This is a genomic window from Dokdonia sp. MED134, from assembly GCF_000152925.2.
In the GTDB taxonomy this organism is placed as follows: Bacteria; Bacteroidota; Bacteroidia; order Flavobacteriales; family Flavobacteriaceae; genus Dokdonia.
Genome location: NZ_CP009301.1, coordinates 170,280 through 189,486, shown reverse-complemented (window position 1 = coordinate 189,486; position 19,207 = coordinate 170,280). Strand labels below are relative to the sequence as shown.

Annotated in this window: 15 protein-coding genes and 1 tRNA gene; 14 read left to right on the top strand and 2 right to left on the bottom strand. The window is 38.8% G+C overall.

The features are described from left to right. Nucleotides 1-131 precede the first annotated feature (131 nt). Entirely contained in the window at nucleotides 132-1,460 is a 1,329-nt protein-coding gene (locus MED134_RS00795; RefSeq protein ID WP_021779297.1) for an MFS transporter, read from the top strand. A 130-nt stretch (nucleotides 1,461-1,590) separates the two neighbouring features. On the opposite strand, the gene MED134_RS00790 is transcribed toward MED134_RS00795, so the two are convergent. Next, nucleotides 1,591-3,594, bottom strand: coding sequence for a LamG domain-containing protein (locus tag MED134_RS00790; protein ID WP_021779298.1), 2,004 nt, complete (start codon nucleotides 3,592-3,594; stop codon nucleotides 1,591-1,593). Between the two features lie 104 nt (nucleotides 3,595-3,698). Here MED134_RS00790 and MED134_RS00785 point away from each other — a divergent pair, with 104 nt between their 5' ends. Genes MED134_RS00785 through MED134_RS00775 form a run of 3 tightly spaced genes read left to right on the top strand, consistent with a single transcriptional unit; the run spans nucleotide 3,699 to nucleotide 7,444 of the window. Continuing rightward, entirely contained in the window at nucleotides 3,699-4,217 is a 519-nt protein-coding gene (locus MED134_RS00785) for an RNA polymerase sigma factor (RefSeq protein ID WP_021779299.1), read from the top strand. A 40-nt stretch (nucleotides 4,218-4,257) separates the two neighbouring features. Beyond that, nucleotides 4,258-5,160, top strand: a complete 903-nt coding sequence (locus MED134_RS00780) for a FecR family protein (RefSeq protein WP_021779300.1) — start codon at nucleotides 4,258-4,260, stop codon at nucleotides 5,158-5,160. Next, a complete protein-coding gene (locus MED134_RS00775; protein ID WP_021779301.1) occupies nucleotides 5,153-7,444 on the top strand; it encodes a TonB-dependent receptor plug domain-containing protein in 2,292 nt (763 codons plus the stop codon). The genes MED134_RS00780 and MED134_RS00775 overlap by 8 nt, the downstream gene beginning before the upstream one ends. On the opposite strand, the gene MED134_RS00770 is transcribed toward MED134_RS00775, so the two are convergent. Then, a complete protein-coding gene (locus MED134_RS00770) occupies nucleotides 7,441-7,953 on the bottom strand; it encodes an adenine phosphoribosyltransferase (protein ID WP_021779302.1) in 513 nt (170 codons plus the stop codon). The genes MED134_RS00775 and MED134_RS00770 overlap by 4 nt on opposite strands. 201 nt (nucleotides 7,954-8,154) lie before the next feature. Between MED134_RS00770 and MED134_RS00765 the strand changes: the two genes are divergently transcribed. The 10 genes from MED134_RS00765 (at nucleotide 8,155) to MED134_RS15445 (ending at nucleotide 19,194) form a co-directional block, all read left to right on the top strand. Beyond that, nucleotides 8,155-8,228 (top strand) — tRNA-Arg (locus MED134_RS00765). Nucleotides 8,229-8,460: 232 nt separating this feature from the next. Then, nucleotides 8,461-9,714: a site-specific integrase gene (locus MED134_RS00760; RefSeq protein WP_021779303.1), complete on the top strand. Its 1,254-nt coding sequence runs from the start codon at nucleotides 8,461-8,463 to the stop codon at nucleotides 9,712-9,714. A gap of 81 nt (nucleotides 9,715-9,795) precedes the next feature. After that, nucleotides 9,796-10,215, top strand: coding sequence for an HYC_CC_PP family protein (locus tag MED134_RS00755; RefSeq protein ID WP_021779304.1), 420 nt, complete (start codon nucleotides 9,796-9,798; stop codon nucleotides 10,213-10,215). A gap of 114 nt (nucleotides 10,216-10,329) precedes the next feature. Beyond that, complete coding sequence (locus tag MED134_RS00750) at nucleotides 10,330-14,082, top strand: efflux RND transporter permease subunit (RefSeq protein WP_021779305.1); 3,753 nt, start codon at nucleotides 10,330-10,332, stop codon at nucleotides 14,080-14,082. Next, on the top strand, nucleotides 14,079-15,299 hold the full coding sequence (locus MED134_RS00745) for a TolC family protein (protein WP_021779306.1): 1,221 nt from the start codon (nucleotides 14,079-14,081) through the stop codon (nucleotides 15,297-15,299). The genes MED134_RS00750 and MED134_RS00745 overlap by 4 nt, the downstream gene beginning before the upstream one ends. 16 nt (nucleotides 15,300-15,315) lie before the next feature. Then, nucleotides 15,316-15,825, top strand: a complete 510-nt coding sequence (locus MED134_RS00740) for a DUF3347 domain-containing protein (RefSeq protein ID WP_021779307.1) — start codon at nucleotides 15,316-15,318, stop codon at nucleotides 15,823-15,825. Nucleotide 15,826: 1 nt separating this feature from the next. Next, entirely contained in the window at nucleotides 15,827-16,585 is a 759-nt protein-coding gene (locus tag MED134_RS00735) for a heavy-metal-associated domain-containing protein (RefSeq protein WP_021779308.1), read from the top strand. A gap of 13 nt (nucleotides 16,586-16,598) precedes the next feature. Next, nucleotides 16,599-17,090 (top strand): DUF305 domain-containing protein, encoded by a 492-nt coding sequence (locus MED134_RS00730; RefSeq protein ID WP_021779309.1) that lies wholly within the window; start codon nucleotides 16,599-16,601, stop codon nucleotides 17,088-17,090. A gap of 4 nt (nucleotides 17,091-17,094) precedes the next feature. Further along, a complete protein-coding gene (locus MED134_RS00725; RefSeq protein ID WP_021779310.1) occupies nucleotides 17,095-18,828 on the top strand; it encodes an efflux RND transporter periplasmic adaptor subunit in 1,734 nt (577 codons plus the stop codon). A 48-nt stretch (nucleotides 18,829-18,876) separates the two neighbouring features. Continuing rightward, the gene (locus MED134_RS15445) at nucleotides 18,877-19,194 is read left to right on the top strand and encodes a DUF6660 family protein (RefSeq protein WP_084811624.1); all 318 of its coding nucleotides are present in this window, start codon (nucleotides 18,877-18,879) and stop codon (nucleotides 19,192-19,194) included. The last annotated feature ends 13 nt before the right edge of the window (nucleotides 19,195-19,207 follow it).

The following is a 19,207-nucleotide window of genomic DNA, read 5'->3' as shown; positions in this document are numbered from 1 at the left end:
GTCTTCTTTTTTTTACGCTTTCGCGAAAGCGTATACACAACTCTAAACAATCATTCTTTGTAAACACCTTGTAAAATAGGTGTATATTTAGGGACAGTATAAGAAACATCCCTCCTGCTTAGACATACTATATGCTCACATCTACATTTAATAAACTTTATGATTACCTCAATAATGAAAGTAAAGACCGTGTATGTAAAGGCATAACAGATGAGGCGTGTGATCACGTTGCAAAAAACTTTTTTGCCATACTCTTTACTCACACTTTTACAAAACTAGGTGACACGCTCAGTAACCCAAAAACTGTACTCACCTGGTTAATGAATTATGTAAACGCCCCTGTGTTCCTTATAAGTCTTATAGTGCCTATACGTGAGTCTGGTGCTCTTATCCCGCAAGTAGCCATCTCAAATTATGTTAAAACAAAACCCATACGTAAGTATATATGGATAGCCGGATCTGTTATACAAGGGCTTGCCATCGCAGGTATAGGTCTTGTGGCCTTACATTTTGATAAACAGGTAGCGGGATGGTTAATAATACTTTGCTTAGTGATATTTAGTCTTGCGCGCAGTTTAGCCTCGGTAAGCTCTAAAGATATAAAGGGTAAAACTATACCAAAAACTCGTAGGGGAAAACTAGGTGGGTACACCTCGTCCTTTTCTGGTATACTCGTGCTTATAGCGGGTTTATATATCACCTATACTTCAAAAACCACAGAAAACATACAGTTTTATACTAACCTAATCTTTTTTGCGGCCTCTATGTGGATTATTGCATCATTCATTTATGCCTCAATAAAGGAGTTTCCTAGCTCGATAAACAAGGATGATAATGAGCGCAATGGAATCATAGATAATTTTAAACTGCTCAAGGAAGATACACATCTAAGAGATTTTGTAATCGCTAGGTCACTCTTATTATGCTCTGCCCTGTCTGCTCCATTTTATGTAACAGCGGCACAAACTAATGTAAAAGACACGAGTTACCTTCTAGGTTTACTCATCATATCTAACGGGCTGGCATCAATTGTAAGCTCACCATACTGGGGTAAAATGGCAGATAAATCAAGTAAAAACACAATGGCATTTGCAGTTACTATTGCCTCTATTTGCGGGCTTGTGCTATTTTTTATTATCTCTTTTGGCAATGACCTTAAAACGCAACTATGGTTATATCCTATTGCTTTCTTTATACTGGGTATCGCACACAGTGGCGTGCGTCAAGGAAGAAAAACCTATGTCATAGATATGGCCACTGGTGATGATAGAACAAACTACGTCTCTGTAAGTAATACTATCATAGGTCTTATACTTCTCGTAACCGGTGGGATAAGTGCTCTTTTATCACTTATCTCTGTAGAGAGTGTGATACTTGCACTCTCCATAATAGGACTTCTAGGAGCCGTAAAAAGCTACAAATTACGCAATGTAGAAAAGTCTACAGAAGACGATGAGTAATCTACTAGCTATAAATACGATAAGTCTTACGCTTTCGCGAAAGCATAAAACACAACAGCATAATAAAATAAAGGGCTATCTTCTCAGATAGCCCTTTATACAACTTAATAACCTTAAAAATTAAGCTGCTCTATAGACAGGTATAACAATCACCCTCTAGTGCATAGAGCTGACTGATTTCAGTAGGATTTAAAGTACTATTATACACTCTAAGGTCATCTAGATAACCCTGAAAGCCCTGTCCAAGTGTGTATACATTAAGTGCTGTACTTCCTATATCTAGTACAGCGTTTGTAATTTCATTACGTAAAATACCGTCTCTGTAAAGTTTCACCGTGTTACTCTCATCTACAGTTACCACAAGGTGATGCCAGTCTGTATTAGTCCAAGTAACATCCACCTCATTAGACCAGTCTTCATCCCAAATACTAAAGTTTCCACTAGAAAAAATGGGTGCATTAAGGTCATATGCACCTAGTTGAAACCCTTCTCCAGAAGAAGTTCCTTTTTGAAAAAACACCTCGTAATCTCCAGGGTTTTCGTTTTGCATTTTAAACCAAATACTTATAGAGAATGCGTCTCCTTGTAACAGTGTATTATCATCTGTCACGGGTATTGTAAAATCATTTTGTGCAAAAGCAATTGCACAGTGATCATTACCATCTCTGTCTACCACACAGTCATTAAGAGCAGTCTCATTATAATAACCGCTCAAAAGTTCTAATGGATACTCAGACATAGGCATATAGATTACAGCCTCTTCAAGAAACAATTGTGGGTTGTCACAACAATCTACCACAGTGAGGTCTAAGAATATAATTTTATATGTACTAGGATCACTAAGTAAACTTATACGAGACCAGATTACTATATCACCAGTAAACTCATACGTTTCTGGATTAGAAATAGCATTTATCTCTGCCATTGCATCTTCTTCAGAAATGTAGTAATCTACATTTACCTCTGTGGTATCACATCCTAAAAGAGCAGCTTCTAGATCTAGGCTAGCTTCATTTGTAGTACCATTATCGCACACACCCAGTATGGCACTTGTAAAACAATCTAGTGGCTCATTAAAACAGTTACGTTCAAAAACCAGGGTGTCGTCACCTCGTTGCATTAATAATGTGGTCACGCTGCACTCTGTAACTGTCCAGTCGCCTTGTAACTCTTGACTAAGCACCGGGATACTTGTAAACGAGAGAACACCACCTAAGTCAGACTGTGAGGTAGACCAGGTAGACTCAACAAAGGTGTTTACATCATAAAAGAACATATAACCATCTTCTGAACTAAAGAAAAAGGTATAATTACTTAACGTATTTTCATCATTATATGATGTGATTTGCCAGTAACAACTCGTTAGGTATTGATCTATTTGCTCTTCTGGACAGCCTTGTTGCGTCTCGAAGTCTATACCATCATCCTCATCACAGCTTGATACCGCTTCAACAAGAGCATCTTCTAGGGCTGTATAGTCTGTAATCTCTACGATGGTACCATCGTGATTTAATAATGATATGGGAAATGCAACTCCTACTACATTGCTACTGCCTGTGTAAGAGGTTATAAATCCTAATAGCTGTGCATCGCTACTTACAGTGACAGTTTCGGCAACTTGAAATTCTGGATCAAATGTGTTGAAGGTAATAGGATATTGAAAATCTACACATTCTATATCTATATCTGATAATGAAGGATCACTACAAGTCTCTACAAGGGAATCCATTTCATCTTGTGAAGTTGCAGTAACAACTTCGTGATTCATTAAAATTACATCTACAGGGTAGTTTATACTAATAGAATCTTCAGGGTGCTCATAATGATGTTCTTCAACTGTAATTAAATCTTCTTGATTCTCTACGGTAAAGGTAGATGAGCCTAGCTCAATAGTCATAGGCAACACCATCTCAAGGCAGCTCGCTCTGTCTATAATATTATCTATAGAGCCATCATTAAGCGCCACATTATGCATAAACTGTAACAGTTGTGCACTTGCATTTGCCTCGTTTATCACCTCTGTAAGCGACTCATCTTGAGATAAATCATCTTGACAACTCACTGCACCTATAAGTACTATAAATAGCGATAGCCTAGCGAGGTAATAACGTAAAGACAGGTTTTTAAAAATCATAATGAAGTAATCGCTTGAGTGATTACAATTATAGAACATCTACATTTAAAAAACTCCTACCTTGCCCTAGTAATTATAAGTGTTTATTTAATATTGCAGTATCAATGAGTAGTAAAAATAAAGAAGGTGTTTGCAAAGAAACTGTTTATAACAGGGTCTTTAACGCGCATTCTAAAAACCTATTTAACTTTTTATATTACAAGTACGGGAGCCTTTACAACCCTGAGGATAAGGTGCAAGAGGCATTTGTGAAGTTATGGGAAAATTGCTCAAAAGTACCCGAGGCCAAAGCAAAGAGTTATCTCTTTACCATCGCAAATAACCTTACACTTAATGCTTACGCACATCAAAAGGTAGTTTTAAAGTTTAGACAAACAAAGCCGCAAAGCTATACTAATGAGTCTCCAGAATTTGTACTAGAAGAACAAGAGTACAACGCACGACTACAAGCGGCCATTGCTAATTTAAGTGAAGCACAACGTAGCGCATTTCTATTAAACAGAATAGAAGGGAAAAAACACAAAGAAATTGCAGAGATGCTAGGCATCTCAAAAAAAGCAGTCGAAAAGCGTATTTATGGAGCGCTAGCAAAGCTTAAAAAAGAAATTACAGAACTTAAGTAGGACTTTCTTAACGCACACTGTTATATACACAGGTAATACTATGGAAAGAGAACAATTAATATCAAAATGGCTAGACAACGAGCTTTCTGAAGCAGAGCTACAGGCGTTCAAAAGTCTTGAAGACTATGATGATCTCGTGCGCATTGCAGAGACCACAAAGCAACTAGAACCGCCAGTATATCATACTCCCGGAGAGTACAAGAGATTAAGAAAAACATTAGATACAGATAAAAAATCTGTTATAATACATTTAAAACCGCTACTTAAAATTGCAGCAGTTCTCATCTTATTTGCTGGTATTTACTATGCAACAACCTCAACTCAAAAAACAGTAAATCTACAAACAGACATTGCCCAAAAAGAAGTTATTACCCTACCAGATAACTCTATAGTTACCGTAAATGCAATGACTAACTTATATTATGACCCAACCACTTGGGACGATAACAGAGCCGTAACGCTAGATGGTGAAGCATATTTTCAGGTAGCAAAAGGTGCAACTTTTAGTGTAGAAACCCCTAATGGACTCGTCTCAGTACTAGGGACCCAGTTTAATGTGCGCAATAGAGATGATAAGTTTGAAGTATATTGCTACGAAGGCTCTGTACAAGTAGAGACAGCAACAAAAACTGTGATATTAAAACCTGGAGACCGCTTTCGCGAAAGCGTAAAAATCTCAAGTAACACACCTCAATCTACCACACTACAACCATCTTGGGTAAGTGACGAAACTTCTTTTGAAAAAACACCTCTTAAAGAAGTGCTTAAAGAATTTGAAAGACACTATGATGTATCTGTAACGGTTGACAAGGATGTTGAAGATGTGCTCTTTACAGGTTCTTTTACTCATACTAATATGAAAATTGCCTTAAAGTCAATAAGCTTACCGTTTAATTTATCCCATAAAAAACTGGGAAATAAGGTAACTTTATCTCGTGACTAAAAAAGGAGTACTTATATGCTGTACCTTACTTTGTTGCTTATTTTTTTCTGATTTAAAATCTCAAGAACAAAATACAGCAACCGTACCTCTAGCCACAGTTTTAAGTAAAATAGAGGCTATTTTTAATGTAAGCTTTTCTTATGCAGATCATATTGTAGCTCCCACATATATAAAAGATATATCTAAAGGGTCTACACTCACGCAAGCACTTGAATATATTGAGAACAATACAGATCTCACATTTGATTTTCTTAATGAGCGATTTATAGTTATTACAGAAAATATCATTAATGAGGTACAAGAGCTTGACCAGATTTACATCTCTAACCTTCTTACAACAGGGATTTCAAAATCCAGATCTGGAATCACGCGTATCATCCCAGAACAATTTGGGATACTACCAGGCATAATAGAACCAGATGTTTTACAAACGGTACAGGCATTGCCCGGTATTTTTAGTACAGAAGAAACTGTATCTGATGTAAATATACGTGGAGGCACAAATGATCAAAATCTTATCTTATGGGACGGTATAAAAATGTATCAATCTGGACATTTTTTTGGTCTTATATCTGCCTTTAATCCTTACTTAACAAAGCGTGTAGAAGTAATTAAAAATGGCACAAGCGCGCGATACGGAGATGGTGTATCTGGTACTATAAATATTGAACTAGATGATAAAGTCGCTACAGATTATGAGGGCAGTGTGAGTGCAAACTTACTTCATCTTAAAGGATTTGCTACACTTCCGGTCTCAAAAAAACTTACCCTCTCTCTTTCTGCAAGACGCTCTAATACTGATTTCATACAAAGCCCTACATATACAAGCTATACCGATCGTATTTTTCAAGATACAGACTTGAGTATAAATAGTGATAAAGAATCACAAGTCTCAGATCTCAATTTTTACTTTTATGATGTAAGTACAAATCTTATTTATGATATTTCAAAAAAGGACAAACTTAAGCTTAGTGCAACCACAATCTATAATAAGTTAGGGTATGATGAGACCATTAGAGCCTTGGAAATAAATGAGCGTAGCGGTATTAACCAGAGTAATAATGGTGTAAGACTAGTTTACACCAGAAACTGGAACAAAAAACACACGACAGATGTAGAGCTTTATCTATCAAATTACAATCTTAATGCACGTAATTTTAACTTAGAAAACGGACAACAACTAGATCAAGAAAACGAGGTACTAGATGTAGGGTTAAAACTTCAGCTAAGCAGCAAACTCTCCGATACCTTTATCTGGAATAATGGCTATCAATTTACAGAGGTGGGCGCACGTAACTTAGCACAAACTAATAGGCCCATCTTTTTTAGTAATGAGCGCGACGTAATACGTACACATAGCCTGTATTCTGAACTTTCTTACCTCTCTCCCTCAAAAGGGACACAATTTATAACGGGAGTAAGAGGTAATTATCTCGATACTTTTAATACCCTTATTATGGAGCCTAGAGTACGCTTTAGCCAGCGGTTTTTGAGTTTTTTAAAAATAAGTGCTTTGGGAGAGTTTAAAAGTCAGTCTATTTTTCAAATAATTGATCAACCTAATGACTTTTTAGGATTGCAACGTAGTCGCTGGATTGCGGCAAATGATGATTCGTTTCCTATTTTAAAAAGCAAACAAGCTTCTGTAAGCCTCGACTATACAAAGAGTAAATGGTTATTGAGTGTAGAAGGATACATTAAAAATGTAGATGGAATTTCTTCACGTAGTCAAGGTTTTCAAAATCAGTTTCAATTTACAAATGCGGTAGGCTCATATGATGTGATGGGTATAGACTTTTTAGTAAACAAACAGTTTCAAAAATTTGGAACCTGGCTCTCCTACTCTTTTAGTAAGAATAATTTTGATTTTGAGAGTTTAAATAATGGTAGACGCTTCCCAAATAATACAGATATTAGGCACTCACTCACCTACGGCTCTACATATACTATTAATGATTTTAAATTTTCACTAGGCTTTAACTGGCGTACGGGTACACCTCTCACCAGCCCAAGAGAAGAAAACCCTATTGTAGATGGTCAAATCATATATGACCTACCTAACAGCAGTGTTTCAGATAGCTTTTTGAGATTTGACGTATCTGCTATTTATAAATTTGAGCTGTTTTCTAAAAATGTACAAGTAGGAGCCTCTATATGGAATTTACTAGACAACAATAATATACTCAACACCTATTATCTCATAAATAGCAATGATGAAATTCAAAAAATTACGGTAAAATCTTTAGGGATCACTCCTAACTTTAGTCTTCAGTACAGTTTTTAATACGTTATAGCAGCAGCAACGTGTTTACCTGGCAGCTTGCTTCTACCATTTAAGAAATCGAGTTCTATAATAAAATTACACTGTACTACCTCTCCTCCTAGTTCCTCAATCATTGCAACTACCGCAGCAGCCGTCCCACCCGTGGCGAGTACATCATCGTGCAATAACACTTTATCTCCCGGCTTTATAGCGTCACTATGCATCTCTAGCACATCTGTACCATACTCGAGATCATATTCTTTCTTAATGGTAGTATAAGGTAGTTTATTAGGCTTGCGCACGGGTACAAATCCAGCATTGAGTCTTTTTGCAAGTAGTGGTCCATAAAAGAAACCTCTCGCTTCAATTCCTACTACTACATCTATTGCTACTTCTGGCACTAGTGTGTATAGAATTTCTTCCGCTTTCGCGAAAGCGGTCTTATCTCCCAGCAAAGGTGTAATATCTTTAAAAGTAATTCCTTCTTTGGGAAAGTCTTGAACGTCTCTTATGTAGTCTGAAATTTGCATAGATAAAGTGAGTATTTATAGCACTAAGATATATAAAAGTTTCTGCCTTAAATTAATCTGTGATGTAAAACACTGAATGAACGACAACTATACTTTTGTATAGAAAAACAATCTCATTTTTTTTATCTTTTACTTGTGCATAACAATAAAATGATTGTATATTTGCACCCCGAAACAAACAAGTAATTATTGTTTCTAAACGGCCTCGTGGCGCAACTGAATAGCGCACTTGATTACGGCTCAAGAGGTTACAGGTTTGAATCCTGTCGAGGTCACTTTAGTCATTACAAAATGACAACAAAGCCACGCAATCACTATGATTTGCGTGGTTTTCTGGTTTTTAGACCAACATTTAAAATGAAACGATTTGCTTTTATATGGTAGCTAATCGTCAGTTAATTTTCAAAGTGTCAGTTGAACTGACACTTTCACGAAAAGCTTTGAAACACTTGCTATAGTTGATTTGACATTCGTCAAGACGATTTGTATAATCTATAGACGACAACTATGCGGTCAACAAACACATTCTCAATTCTCTTTTGGGCAGACCAAAAGAATGCCACAAATGGCGAAGCTCTGGTTTATGCCAGAATCACGGTAAACCAAAAACGAGCTAACATTAGTCTGAAAAGACGAGTGCCGGTAAAACTTTGGGACCCAAAGAAAAACCGAAGTAAAGGCACCTCTGCAGAAGCACGCCAACTCAATCAATACATCGACCAGACGTATACCAAGCTCTTCCAGATATACCAAGACTTGAAGTTTCAAGAAAAGTTGATAACGGCTAAGCTCATAAAAGCACACTACACAGGCGAGAACGAGCAATCTAAATCACTTCAAAACCTTATCGCTTATCACAGTAAGAAAATTGAAAACACGTTAGCCAAGGGAACAATACGAAACTTTGGAGTGACAGAAAACTACCTCAACAAGTTTCTAAACAAAGTGAAGAAAACAACAGATATCTATTTAAAAGAGCTCGATTATAAATTCCTGTGTGATTTTGAAAATTACCTGGCCAATTACTGGCCAGTTGGACATCCTAAGGCATTAAGTCAAAATACCATAATGAAGCATATCCAGCGCTTGCGCAAAATGGTAACACTTGCCTATCATATGGAATGGATTCCACGTGACCCATTTGTAAGATGGAAACCAGTTTACGAGAAAAAGCAACGTGAGTTCCTTTCTGAAAATGAGCTTTTAAATATGGAAACCTTTGAGTTTTCTATTGAGCGCTTAGAAAGAGTACGTGACCTATTTGTATTCAGCTGTTACACCGGTATCAGCTATGTGGACATAATGAACTTGACTGAAGAAAATTTAGTGCTTGGTATGGATGGAGGAAACTGGATATATACCAAACGTCAAAAAACCAAATCTGCTGTAAAAGTCCCCTTACTTGGAAAAGCCGAAGAAATCATTTCAAAATATGAGAGACATCCTATGACAGAAATAACGGGAACACTTTTGCCGGTAATCACTAACGAGAAGCTCAATGTGTACCTAAAAGAAGTAGCGCATTTTGTTGGAATTAAAAAAAATCTCACCTTTCATATGGCGCGTCACACGTTTGCGACTACCATTACACTTTCCAACGGTGTGCCAATTGAGACAGTTTCCAAGCTGTTGGGTCACAGCAAAATTGCTACTACTCAGATTTATGCTCGAGTACTCGAGCATAAGGTTAGCAATGATATGGATATCTTGAAAAACAAGTTGTTGAAGAATAAAAATGAACGCATTAAAAAAGCAGATTAATAACCAAATTTATACTTTCAAGAAGCATTCTAAATAAGAAAGTACAACAAATTATATCAAATTTTATTATTTTTGTACTTAATGAAGAAATTCCTCCACAAATCGATGGCTATTTTAATGGCAGTCGTGGTACTTTTTACCACGATGTCATTTACTGTTGATATGCACTATTGTGGAGATTCTCTTGTAGATTTTTCATTTTTCCAATCAGCGGAAACCTGCGGAATGGAAAAAGCGCAGTCAAGTATAGGTTGTGAAAATCCGATGCTTACCAAAAAGTCCTGTTGCTCGGATGAGCAATTAATTATTGAAGGACAGGATAATTTAAAGCAAGACTTTACTAAGTTGACTTTCGAGCAGCAAACGTTCGTCGCTGCTTTTACCTATTCTTATATAAACTTATTTGAAGGAACCGAATCTGAAGAAGTTCCTTTCGACGATTACCCGCGACCCTTTGTCAAACGGGATGTGCAAGTGCTGCACCAGACTTTCTTAATTTGATTTGTTAGATTTTTTGAATGAAGCCCAATACCGCAGGTGCGGTATCGTGGGCTAAAACTCGTGTTTGCCATTTTCCGAAACACGTAATTCTAAAACTCTAATAATCAAAATGCTATGCTGAATAAGAGCATTAAATTTCTCATAGAAAACAAACTTGTTGCCGTTCTACTACTCGCCCTATTTGTGGGTTGGGGCGTGGTAACCGCACCCTTTAATTGGGAAACGGGCTTTTTGCCTACAGACCCAGTTGCCGTTGATGCAATACCTGATATCGGCGAGAACCAACAAATTGTTTTTACCAAGTGGCAAGGCCGCTCGCCACAGGATATAGAAGACCAAATCACATATCCGCTTACCACTTCCCTTCTTGGTATTCCAGGCGTGAAAACCATCCGTAGTTCTTCGATGTTTGGGTTTTCCAGCATCTATATCATTTTTGAAGAAGATATCGAGTTCTATTGGTCGCGCAGTCGCATACTTGAAAAATTAAACTCACTTCCTGCAAACCTTTTGCCTGACGGTGTCAATCCATCACTCGGACCAGATGCCACAGGCTTAGGACAGATATTTTGGTACACGCTGGAAGGTCGTGATAAAGATGGCAACGTAACTGGCGGCTGGGATTTACAGGAATTGCGTAGCATTCAGGATTACTATGTAAAATATGGATTGTCATCTGCAAGTGGTGTTTCTGAAGTGGCTTCCATAGGTGGTTATGTGCAGGAATATCAAGTGGATATCGACCCAGAAAAAATGCGCCAGTACAATGTAAGTATGGGCGATGTGGTCAAAGCCGTGAAGCAGAGCAATCAAGACATAGGCGCACAAACCCTCGAAATCAATCAAGCCGAATATCTCGTGCGCGGATTGGGCTACGTAAAGTCAATCGCAGACATTGAAAGTGCGGTTGTAGATTCAGAAAACTTTACTTCCATACGTATCAAAGACGTGGCAAACGTCCATTTGGGACCAGCGGCAAGACGTGGTATTCTCGATAAGGAAGGTGCCGAAGTCGTAGGCGGTGTCGTAGTCGCTCGCTACGGTGCAAATCCCTTGGAAGTCATTAACAATGTCAAGGCTCAAATTGCCGAAATAAGCTCTGGACTTCCCACAAAAACCTTGGCAGATGGTCGTACTTCACAAGTAACCATCGTGCCATTTTACGATCGTACAGAACTTATAGAAGAAACGCTGGACACGCTCAATGAGGCACTCACGCTGGAAATTCTCATAACCATTCTCGTCATCATCATAATGGTGTTCAATCTACGTGCATCCATCCTTATTTCAGGATTGTTACCCGTAGCCGTTTTGATGGTTTTTATCACGATGAAGCTCTTTAATGTAGATGCAAACATCGTCGCACTTTCCGGTATTGCCATTGCCATCGGTACAATGGTGGACGTGGGCGTGATTCTTGCCGAAAATATGATACGACACTTGGAAGATGAAAAGCTGCGCCTTAATGAAAATGGTAAGGAATACACCACAAACGAAATCATCTACAATGCAACTGCCGAAGTTTCTGGTGCTATCCTAACCGCAGTTTTAACAACAATAATCAGTTTCCTGCCTGTATTTACAATGATTGGTGCCGAAGGAAAACTGTTCCGCCCACTTGCCTTTACCAAAACAATGGCACTCACGGCATCACTCATCATTGCGCTATTTCTCATTCCACCCATTGCGGCATTCCTGTTCCGCAAGACGAGTGTACGAGAACGTACACAGTACGCCATCAATGGTTTACTTATTTTGTTAGGAATTCTAGCCATCGTTTACGGCTTTTGGCTGGGGCTTATTCTTATTGCCTTTGCTACAACATCATTTTTAAAGATGCGTGGTGCGCTTTCGCGAAAGCGTAAGAATCTATATGACATCATCATTTCATCAGTCGCCATCGTATTCTTGCTCGCTACCTACTGGCGACCGTTGGGCTTTGACCGAAGTATTGTGATGAACTTGATATTTGTGACCATTATCTGTTTTGGACTGCTTGGTGTGTTCTCAATTTTCAGGATATACTATGAGCGTATTTTGCGATGGGCACTTCAGAACCGATATTTATTCTTAATCGTTCCGGCTACGGTGCTCACGCTCGGTATTCTCATAATGCGAAATACGGGCAAAGAGTTTATGCCAGCACTCAATGAAGGCTCGTTCCTGTTGATGCCTACATCCTTACCACACGCTGGTGTGGAAGAAAACAAGCGTGTGTTGCAACAACTCGATATGGCTGTGGCGAGCATCCCTGAAATTGAAACTGTAGTAGGAAAAGCGGGACGAACGGAAAGCGCACTCGACCCAGCACCGCTCTCGATGTATGAGAATGTGATTCAGTATAAATCTGAATATATGCGGAATAGTTCTGGCGAGCGACAACGGTACAAGGTCAATGACGATGGATTATTTGTACTGAAGAACGACAAATTCATTATCAACCCAAATAATGAAATAGATGAAGATGTAAACTATGACGAAGCATCACTAAAAACTACCGCCACACGCGAAGATTTGATTGAAGATGACGATGGCGAATACTATCGAAACTGGCGACCGGACATCAAGAGTCCTGATGATATTTGGAACAAGATTGTACGAGTAACCAAGTTGCCAGGCGTGACATCTGCACCCAAGTTGCAGCCCATCGAAACACGTTTGGTAATGTTACAAACGGGAATGCGAGCACCTATGGGTATCAAGGTAAAAGGTCCCGATTTAAAGTCCATAGAAAACTTCGGACTGGAATTGGAAGACATTCTCAAACAAGCCGAAGGCGTTAAGGAACAAGCTGTTTTTGCAGACCGTATCGTGGGCAAACCCTACTTGCTCATCGATATTAAGCGAGACCAATTGGCTCGATATGGCATATCCATTATGGATGTACAGGAAATTCTTCAAGTGGCAGTTGGTGGTATGCCACTCACGCAAACCGTGGAAGGTCGTGAGCGTTATGCCGTTCGAGTTCGCTATCCACGAGAATTGCGGGCAAATCCAGACGACTTGCGTAATATCTATGTTCCCGTTGAAAAAGGAAGTCCCGTACCGCTGGGCGAATTGGTTGAAATTCGATACGAGCAAGGTCCACAAGTTATTAAGAGCGAAGACACTTTTCTAATTGGCTACGTGCTGTTTGACAAGCTCGACGGCTTTGCCGAAGTGGACGTGGTAGAAAATGCCCAAGCCTTGATTCAACAAAATATTGATAATGGTTTGCTGGTCGTACCTCAGGGCGTGAGCTATCGCTTTACGGGAACGTATGAAAATCAATTGCGAGCAGAAAAAACGCTGTCAGTTGTCGTACCAATTTGTTTGCTCGTTATTTTCTTGATATTGTATTTCCAGTTTAGGTCGGTTTCCACATCGCTTATGGTGTTTACCGCCATTGCCGTAGCCTTTGCAGGTGGCTTTATAATGATATGGCTGTATGGGCAAGACTGGTTTTTCAACTTCGGCTTTTTTGGCGAAAATTTACGGGACTTGTTCAATATGAAAACCATCAATTTAAGTGTGGCCGTTTGGGTAGGTTTTATCGCCCTCTTCGGTATTGCTACGGATGATGGTGTGGTAATGGCCACTTATTTAGACCAATCTTTCAAAAGCAACGAGCCAGACAATAAAAAAAGCATAAGACTCGCCACTTTGGAAGCCGCAGGTAAACGTATTCGTCCGTGTTTGATGACAACCGTAACGACGGTGCTTGCCTTGCTTCCCGTACTCACATCTACAGGCAAGGGAAGTGATATAATGATACCGATGGCAATACCAATTTTTGGCGGAATGATAATCGATGTAACGTCTTATTTCCTACTGCCAGTCCTATACAGCTGGAAAAAGGAATACCAACTTAAAAGAGCAAACAAATGAAAAAATTAAAATATATACTCGTGTTTTTGTTTGTTTCCGCTTTCGCGAAAGCGCAACAACTACAATCCTACATCCAAGAAGCTGAAGCGAACAATCCAGAAATTCAAGCTTTTGAACTGCGCTATAATATCGCCGAAGAAAAGGTAAACGAAGCCAACTGGATTCCCAATACCGAAGTAAGTGCTGGCTACTTTGTGAGCGAGCCTGAAACCAGAGTTGGCGCACAACGTGCACGGATAGGTGTAAAACAGATGTTGCCGTGGTTTGGTACTATTACCGCTCGTGAAAATTATGCCACCGCAATGGCAGATGCCGAATATGTGGACATCACGATTGCAAAGCGCAAGCTCGCACTTTCGGTCGCACAATCCTATTATAGCCTGTATTCTATACGTGCCAAGCAAGCTGTGCTGGATGAAAATATACAGCTTCTGGAAACCTATGAGCAACTTGCACTCACGTCTGTAGAAGTAGGTAAAGCGAGTGCCGTAGATGTGTTGCGACTTCAAATACGGCAAAATGAGTTACAGCAACAAAAGGAAGTTTTGGAAGAAGAATTTACGGCAGAACAAACAGCTTTTAACAATTTGCTCAACCGTGAATCAATGATGACTGTTGACGTAGTTCCAGAAATGGAAATTCCGCAGGAAGACCCTTTTTATGACAATGAAGCGCTGGCGCTCAATCCTGAACTGCTCAAATACGATAAACTTTATGAATCTGTGGCACAATCTGAACTACTCAACCAGCGTGAGAGTTTACCAATGATTGGTTTTGGTGTGGATTACTTGCCCGTAACCGAACGTAGCGATGTTAACTTCAGCGATAATGGGAAAGATGTATTGATGCCAATGGTGTCGATTTCTATACCCATTTTCAATAACCGCTACAAATCCATTTCAAAACAAAATGAACTGCGACAGCAAGAAATAGAGACCCAAAGGGAACAGCGATTGAATGTGCTGGAATCCGCTTTCGCGAAAGTGCAATCACAACGCAACCAAGCTCGCATTGCTTACTACACACAAGAACGCAATCTAAAACAAGCCCAAGATGCCGAAGAAATTCTGGTAAAAAATTATGAAACTGGCACTATCGATTTTAACGATGTGCTGGACATTCAGGAATTGCAGTTAAAGTTTCAGATGAATCAAATCGAGTCGGTGCAAATGTACTATGTACAATCGGCCATCATTAACTATTTAATAAATCAATAATCTAAACAAATATCTTATGAAAAATGTAATTAAAATAACAGTAGTAATGCTTGCTTTGGTAAGCTTCGTTTCGTGTAAAAATGAAACTAAAAACGATAAAAACACATCAAATTCTGATACTGTTACGATGGCAGAATTGTCATTTGAAGATGAAAATGTAGGCAAACAATTTCAGCATTATATCCACCTTAAAACCGCATTGGTAAATTCAGATATGGACGAAGCGAAATCTGGTGCAAATATGCTTTTGGAAAATTCAGAAGATGCAGCTTTAAATGAGTTACTCTCAAAAATTTCAGAAGCAAGTGATATTGAAGAACAGCGTACATTGTTTTCTGATGTGACAGAGAAAATGACAGCGATTGTCGATGCATCAATCTCTTCAGGCGAAGTGTACCAGCAATTCTGCCCAATGGCTTTTAATAATGAAGGTGGCTATTGGTTATCGACGGAAGAAGAAATTCGTAATCCTTACTTCGGCGATAGAATGCTAAAATGTGGTAAAGTGACAGAAACTATTAAGTAAAATGAAACACACATATAACATACAAGGTATGACCTGCAATGGTTGTCGTACCAGCGTGGAGCAGAAACTTTCACAAGTAGATGGTGTTACAAACGCAACTGTAAATCTTGAAAAGGAAGAAGCCATCGTGGAAATGGATAGCCATATCGATACGACGACATTCCAAAAAGCACTTCCAGAAAAATATACCATCTCAGAAAAAAAAGTAGAGAAAAATGTTTTTGCGAATAGTGATAATGGCAATGTTGAGAATGTTTTCTCGGAAGCGGAAAACGAAAAATCCAAACTTCAACAGCTTAAACCCTTGCTCATTATTTTAGGCTACATCTCAATCGCAACCGTATTACTAAACTATAATCGGGAAAATTGGGATGGTGCAATGCTCGACTTTATGGGGCTGTTCTTTATAGTCTTTAGCTTTTTTAAGATTTTGGACCTGAAAGGCTTTCCAGAAAGTTTTAAAATGTACGATCCGCTCGCCAAAGTAATGCCGACATACGGTTGGGTTTATCCATTTGTAGAAACAGCGCTGGGATTAATGTTCTTGATGCGGTTTGAAATACCCATTGCGTTGATTTCCACGCTCATCATTTTAGGGACTACAACTGTGGGTGTTACTAAAATATTGCTCGACAAAAAGTCGATTCAATGCGCGTGTCTGGGAACTGCTCTTAAGTTACCTATGACAGAAGCAACCTTTATAGAAAACGCCATTATGATAGTGATGGCAGTAGTAATGTTAATCAAATACATAAACTAAAAACCAAAAAAATATGAATTCAAATGAACACGAAAACAACAAAAAAGGAATGAGCCAATACACTAAATTCTTCCTTATGCTAGGGTCATCATTTATAGCAATGTACATCACAATGTATTTAAATACCTACGAGTTTGACCACGTGTGGTTCAGTCTTACACGATTTTATATGGTGTGTCTAGGAATAGCTACTATGGCTGTTATTATGTTGTTATTTATGCTGAATATGTATAAAGACAAGAAAAAGAATATTGCAATTCTCGCAGGTAGTGTTATATTGTTTTTGGGAGCATTAGGACTGGTACGCGACCAAAAATCAACCGTGGGCGATGTACTTTGGATGAAAGCAATGATACCACACCATTCCATTGCTATTTTAACAAGTGAACGAGCAGATATTGAAGACCCTGAAGTCAAAAAATTGGCTGAAGAAATCATTAAGGCACAACGTAAGGAAATTGCAGAGATGAAAGAAATGATTGAACGTTTAGAGAACGAAAAATAGAATTATGAAAAAGAACATTTTATATATAGCAATAGCCGTAATTGTAGGTTTGGGCGCAGGCTGGCTCATTTTTGGAAATAGCTCAGACAATGCAGCAAATAAGGATACGTCTGATATGTCCGATCAACACGACCATTCTGGCGAGAGTGCAGACCAGATGTGGACGTGCTCAATGCATCCACAGATTATGCAACCAGAAGCTGGCGATTGTCCTATATGTGGAATGGACTTAATCCCTGCTGAAGCTGGTGCTGAAGGTCTCGCAGCAAACGAGATAAAAATGACCGAAAATGCTATGGCATTAGCAAATATTCAAACCACTATCGTGGGCAATGCAGAAGCCAGCGATGATGATGGGATGATATCCCTTTCTGGAAAAATAGCTGCTAATGAAGAAAACAATACTGTACAAGCCAGCTATTTCAAAGGAAGAATAGAAAGACTCAACGTCAACTATGAAGGTCAACAAGTAAATCGTGGTCAGCTGCTCGCAACCATTTACGCACCAGACCTTGTAGCGGCACAACAGGAATTGATTACCGCAGCATCGTTGAAAGAATCGCAACCCGCTTTGTATAAAGCAGTTCGCAATAAACTCAAAAACTGGAAACTTTCAGATACACAAATCAATGCTATTGAAGAAAGTGGAAAGGTACGAGAGAATTTCCCGATTTATGCAACGGTTTCCGGAACGGTTTCAGAAGTAATGGCAGCACAAGGCGATTATGTAAATCAAGGACAGCCTATTGTGAAGTTGAGCAACCTCAATTCGGTTTGGGCAGAATTTGATGCCTATGAAAATCAAATAGCGCTATTCAACGTTAGGCAAAAAATCAACATCACGACCAATGCCTATCCAAATAAAGAATTTGAGGGAACAATTTCATTTATTGACCCAATTTTAAATAATGCTACAAGAACGGTAACGGTACGTGCAACCCTTCAAAATAGAGACGACCTATTTAAACCAGGAATGTTTGTTACAGGTAAGGTTAAAGGCGCAACACAAACTATGGAAAACACTCTTACCGTGCCTGCAAGTGCTGTGTTATGGACGGGCGAGCGCTCATTGGTATATGTGAAAACCAATCCTAACGAGCCTGTATTTGAAATGCACGAAGTAACCTTGGGCAATCGCTCTGGCGAAATTTACCAAGTATCGGCTGGATTAAATAATGGCGATGAAATTGTTACCAATGGAACATTTACAGTAGATGCAGCGGCACAGTTACAGGGTAAAAAATCAATGATGAATCAGCAAATGATGCAGGACGAATCAGCAATGATGGGCGATATGGAAATGAGTTTCAGCAATGCGTTTAGTTCTGATTTCGACAAAGCATTACCATCATATCTCAAAATGAAAGATGCCCTTGTAGCAAGCGATGCAAGTCAAGTTTCCGCTTTCGCGAAAGCGACATCATTAAAATTAAAAGCAATATCGACTGATGATTTAGGTACGATGGAAAAACAACACTTAACCAAAAGTATTGAGATGCTGGATGCCGTTGCAAACAATGATAATCTGGAAAACCAGCGCGCTCACTTCGTCATTCTAAACGAGAATATCGTGCCTATTGCAATGAGCATAGAAAACTCGACAAATTATTACATTCAGAAATGCCCTATGGCAAATAACAATAAAGGTGCGGTATGGCTAAGTATGGAAGAAGAAATAAGAAATCCATACTATGGCGATGCAATGTTGACTTGCGGAAGTGTGATTGATTCGTTGTAAAAATCATTTGCAACACAGTTGCACCAAAATATTTTTACCTTTGTGTTAATGAAGTCTGTAACACTCATATTATCATTACTAATACTTGTTTTGACTATAAAACCTTGCTCTGACGGCAATAATGCCGAAGATCAACATAAGGACGAAATAGGTGTAAATCACAACCATCAAGAAGATAGCGATGATTCGTGTCCAGTAACTTGTATCTGTAATTGTTGTGGGATGACTATTACGTACGAACCTATCCAAACAATCGATTTAAAACTCAACTTCAAGATTTCTACAATAGATTTTTCTACCTATCAATCAAATTACCGTTTCGGTTTTCTTTCCAACATCTGGCAACCGCCACAGTTGATTAGCTAAACAACGACAAGAA

What these genes read in the sequence shown, in the direction of transcription:
- MED134_RS00795 (WP_021779297.1), top strand. Translation starts at nt 132, where the DNA reads ATGCTCACATCTACATTTAATAAACTTTATGATTACCTCAATAATGAA.
- MED134_RS00790 (WP_021779298.1), bottom strand. Translation starts at nt 3,594, where the DNA reads ATGATTTTTAAAAACCTGTCTTTACGTTATTACCTCGCTAGGCTATCG.
- MED134_RS00785 (WP_021779299.1), top strand. Translation starts at nt 3,699, where the DNA reads ATGAGTAGTAAAAATAAAGAAGGTGTTTGCAAAGAAACTGTTTATAAC.
- MED134_RS00780 (WP_021779300.1), top strand. Translation starts at nt 4,258, where the DNA reads ATGGAAAGAGAACAATTAATATCAAAATGGCTAGACAACGAGCTTTCT.
- MED134_RS00770 (WP_021779302.1), bottom strand. Translation starts at nt 7,953, where the DNA reads ATGCAAATTTCAGACTACATAAGAGACGTTCAAGACTTTCCCAAAGAA.
- MED134_RS00760 (WP_021779303.1), top strand. Translation starts at nt 8,461, where the DNA reads ATGCGGTCAACAAACACATTCTCAATTCTCTTTTGGGCAGACCAAAAG.
- MED134_RS00755 (WP_021779304.1), top strand. Translation starts at nt 9,796, where the DNA reads ATGAAGAAATTCCTCCACAAATCGATGGCTATTTTAATGGCAGTCGTG.
- MED134_RS00750 (WP_021779305.1), top strand. Translation starts at nt 10,330, where the DNA reads ATGCTGAATAAGAGCATTAAATTTCTCATAGAAAACAAACTTGTTGCC.
- MED134_RS00745 (WP_021779306.1), top strand. Translation starts at nt 14,079, where the DNA reads ATGAAAAAATTAAAATATATACTCGTGTTTTTGTTTGTTTCCGCTTTC.
- MED134_RS00740 (WP_021779307.1), top strand. Translation starts at nt 15,316, where the DNA reads ATGAAAAATGTAATTAAAATAACAGTAGTAATGCTTGCTTTGGTAAGC.
- MED134_RS00735 (WP_021779308.1), top strand. Translation starts at nt 15,827, where the DNA reads ATGAAACACACATATAACATACAAGGTATGACCTGCAATGGTTGTCGT.
- MED134_RS00730 (WP_021779309.1), top strand. Translation starts at nt 16,599, where the DNA reads ATGAATTCAAATGAACACGAAAACAACAAAAAAGGAATGAGCCAATAC.
- MED134_RS00725 (WP_021779310.1), top strand. Translation starts at nt 17,095, where the DNA reads ATGAAAAAGAACATTTTATATATAGCAATAGCCGTAATTGTAGGTTTG.
- MED134_RS15445 (WP_084811624.1), top strand. Translation starts at nt 18,877, where the DNA reads ATGAAGTCTGTAACACTCATATTATCATTACTAATACTTGTTTTGACT.